The organism is Pararhizobium sp. (assembly GCF_035497515.1).
Lineage (GTDB): Bacteria > Pseudomonadota > Alphaproteobacteria > Rhizobiales > Rhizobiaceae > Pararhizobium.
Window position 1 is genome coordinate 1 of the sequence record NZ_DATJDJ010000098.1, and the last position, 3,591, is coordinate 3,591.

Sequence of the window (3,591 nt, forward strand, 5' to 3'; positions counted from 1 at the left end):
GCAGAAAAACGCCGGACGCTTCCAGGTTCTTCGGCTGGTTGCCCGCAACAGGCTGGCGCTGGCCGCGGTGATCTTCCTGGCACTTGTGGTCATCTGTGCCGTCGTCGGCCCGTGGCTGATGGGCGATCTGATCGACAAGCCGAATTTCCGCGCCCGCAACATGGCGCCCTTCAGTCTCTCCCAGGGCTGGATCTATGTGCTGGGCGCCGACACGCTCGGCCGCAGCCTGCTGGCCCGCCTGATCGTCGGAGCCCAGAACACGCTCGGCATCGCACTTTTCGCCGTGTTCTTTTCCATGCTGATCGGCGGCTTTCTCGGCCTGATCGCCGGCTATTCGCGCGGGCCGCTCAGCAATGTCATCATGCGCGTCGCCGATATCGTCATGAGTTTCCCCTCGCTGCTTCTGGCATTGATCGTCCTCTTCAGTCTCGGCCCCTCGGTCATCAACCTCATCATCGTATTGGCCGTCACGCGTATTCCGATTTATCTGCGCACGACCCGCGCGGAAGTGCTCGAAGTGCGCGAGCGCATGTTCGTCAGCGCGGCCATGGCGCTTGGGGCTGGCCATATGCGGATCGTTTTCCGCCATATCGCGCCGGTCGTCCTTCCGACGCTCGTCACCATCGGTGCCATCGATTTTGCCACTGTCGTTCTGGCTGAATCCTCGCTGAGCTTCCTTGGCCTCGGCATCCAGGCGCCGGAATTCACCTGGGGAGCCATGGTGGCCACGGGCCGCGGCTATCTGTCCAATGCCTGGTGGATCGCCTTCTGGCCGGGTCTCGCCATCCTGCTCACTACCTTGTCGCTCAACATTCTCTCCAACTGGTGGCGCACCTATGCCGATCCGCAGCAGCGCTGGCGCATCGAGCTTGCCCGTTCGAAAAAGGGCATTCCGGAGAAACGCTCATGACCGCTCCCCACCTTCTCGAAGTCCAGGACCTGACCGTCGATTTCCTGTCTCTCGGCGGCGCGTTCCGCGCTACCAACGGCGTCAGCTTCCATGTGGATGCCAGCGAAACGCTGGTCATCCTGGGCGAATCCGGTTCCGGAAAATCCGTCAGCGCCAGCGCCATCATGGGCCTGATCGACACGCCGCCGGGCGACATCTGTTCCGGCACCATCACCTATCGCGGCAAGAATCTCGACGATTGCGGCATTGAGGAGCGACGCGACCTGAACGGCAAGAAGATCGCCATGATCTTCCAGGACCCGCTTTCGCATCTCAATCCGGTCTATCCGATCGGCTGGCAACTGGCAGAAGTCTTTTCCGCGCATGGGGTGGCAACCGGGGCGGAGGCGCGTGCCAAGGCAATCGAGATTCTCGGCCGTGTCGGCATTCCCGAACCGGAAAAACGCATCGACCAATATCCGCACCAGTTCTCCGGCGGGCAGCGCCAGCGCATCATGATCGGCATGGCGATCGCGCTGCGCCCCGAAATCCTGATTGCCGACGAGCCGACGACGGCGCTCGATGTCAGCGTACAGGCACAGATTCTCGATCTTCTGAAAAAACTGCAGGCCGAGGACGGGCTGGCGATCATCATGATCACCCATGATCTCGAGGTGGCCGCGTCGATGGCCGACCGGGTGATCGTCATGAATTCCGGCCGCATCGTCGAGGAAGGTCAGGCGCGGGCGGTTTTCGAAAACCCGCAGCACAGCTATACCAGGACCCTGATCAACGCCCTGCCGCATGCGGATGGCGTCGATGGTTCCGATCGTCGTTCGACGGCCGTTATCGGCGCGCCTATCCTCGAAGTCAGGAACCTCGACAAATATTACGGAATTTCGTCCGGTATTTTTACCAAATCCACCCAGTTGCATGCGGTGAAGGATTTGAGCTTCACGGTGGCGAAGGGCGAAACCATCGGCATTGTCGGCGAAAGCGGTTCCGGCAAGTCCACCGTCGCACGCGTTCTCCTGCGTCTCAATGACGTCTCGAACGGCGAAGCTCTGTTTCACGGACGCGACATCTTCAAGATGGACGCAAAGGAACTGCTAGCCTTTCGCCGCAAGGTGCAAATGGTGTTCCAGGACCCCTACAGTTCCATGAATCCGCGCATGACCATTTTCGATATCGTCTCCGAACCCTGGCGCATCCACAAGGACATTCTCGACAAGCCGCGCTGGCGCGACCGCGTCGTCGAACTGCTTGGCCTCGTCGGCCTGAAGCCCGAGCATGCGGACCGGTATCCGCACCAGTTTTCCGGCGGCCAGCGCCAACGCATCGCGATTGCCCGGGCGCTTGCCTGCGACCCGGAACTGATCGTCTGCGACGAAGCCGTCTCCGCGCTCGATGTGTCGGTGCAGGTGCAGGTCATCGATCTCCTGGCGCAGCTGCGCGACCGGCTTGGCCTTGCCTATATCTTCATTACCCATGACCTGCCGATCGTGCGTCATTTCGCGGATCGCATCATCGTCATGAAGAATGGCGCGATCGTCGAACATGCAAGGACAGAGGAGATCTTCCGCAATCCGCAGCATGCCTATACGCGCCAGCTCATGAACGCGACACCGCGCCCGAAATGGGAGGCGGCGCCTTCCATCGTGCCGCTGCCGGCATGAAATCCTACGCCATGCCCGCGATCGTCGCGGGCGCATTGTTCATGGCCGGAAATTCCGTCGTCGCGGCCATGGATGGTGTCATCGTCCGGTTGATTGCCGGCGAAATACATCCGCTCGGCATCGTCTTCTTTCGCAACCTGTTCAGCCTGATCGCCATCTTTGCGATCTTCCCGCGCAGCAAGCTTTACAGCGACACCAATACCTTCTTCTGGGTTCATGCGGTCCGCGCGGTCATCAAGCTTCTGGCCCTGGTGGCAGGCTTCATGGCGGTCACGCAGATGCCGCTCTCGTCAGCGACGGCCATCGCTTTCACCATGCCCCTTTTCGTGATGCTGGGATCCGTGATTTTCCTGGGCGAAAAATTCTATGCCGCCCGCATCGCGGCGCTGGTGCTTGGTTTTGCCGGGGTGATGATCGTGCTGCAGCCGGGCGCCGCCACGCTGAATGCCGGTGCTGCCTGGGCTCTCGCCGGAGCGATCGGGCTGGCGGCGGTCGCGCTTTTGATGAAGGTCTCGGCGGGCCGCGAGGATCCGCTGCGCATCGCCTGGCTCAATCTCATCATCACCGTTCCAGTCGCCTTCCTGTTCGGGCTGCCGGTCTGGCAGACACCTTCGCTTTACGCGCTGGGCCTCATGGCGCTGCAGGGCGTCGGCGGCCTGATGGCGCAGCTCGCCTTTGCCAAGGCAATGAAACTCGCGGACGCATCCCTTCTCGTCGTCGTCGATTTCATCCGCCTGCCGCTGGCCCTGGCCTTCGGTCTTACGCTGTTCGGGGAGCCGATCCAGCTGGCGGTCATCATAGGCGGCATCGTGATCTTCCTGGCAATCCTGATGCTGCTCCATTGGGAGAATGGGCGGGATCGCTAGAATATTGGGCATTCAGTCCGACGAGCTTGATCGAGATCAAACAGGATTGGCGCCCTACGGGCTAAATTCGCACCCTGTCAGTCACTGGAGATGCGATGATGCCCATAGAGACGTCCCTTTTGGCGCGCTCGAAGCTCTTTGAAGGCCTTGACCTCGCATC

At 61.1% G+C, this 3,591-nt stretch carries 3 protein-coding genes; all 3 read left to right on the forward strand.

Features of this window, described 5'->3' with window-relative positions:
• The first annotated feature begins 34 nt into the window (after positions 1-34).
• Genes VL202_RS09965 through VL202_RS09975 form a run of 3 tightly spaced genes read left to right on the forward strand, consistent with a single transcriptional unit; the run spans position 35 to position 3,431 of the window.
• Positions 35-910 carry an ABC transporter permease gene (locus VL202_RS09965; RefSeq protein WP_414692834.1) on the forward strand — a complete coding sequence of 292 codons (876 nt, stop codon included), beginning with the start codon at positions 35-37 and terminating at the stop codon, positions 908-910.
• Positions 907-2,565, forward strand: a complete 1,659-nt coding sequence (locus tag VL202_RS09970) for an ABC transporter ATP-binding protein (protein ID WP_325463959.1) — start codon at positions 907-909, stop codon at positions 2,563-2,565. The genes VL202_RS09965 and VL202_RS09970 overlap by 4 nt, the downstream gene beginning before the upstream one ends.
• On the forward strand, positions 2,562-3,431 hold the full coding sequence (locus VL202_RS09975) for a DMT family transporter (RefSeq protein ID WP_325463960.1): 870 nt from the start codon (positions 2,562-2,564) through the stop codon (positions 3,429-3,431). The genes VL202_RS09970 and VL202_RS09975 overlap by 4 nt, the downstream gene beginning before the upstream one ends.
• Positions 3,432-3,591: the final 160 nt, after the last annotated feature.

Excerpts from the sequence above, each read along its gene's own strand:
- VL202_RS09970 (WP_325463959.1), top strand. The coding sequence starts at position 907 with ATGACCGCTCCCCACCTTCTCGAAGTCCAGGACCTGACCGTCGATTTC.
- VL202_RS09975 (WP_325463960.1), top strand. The coding sequence starts at position 2,562 with ATGAAATCCTACGCCATGCCCGCGATCGTCGCGGGCGCATTGTTCATG.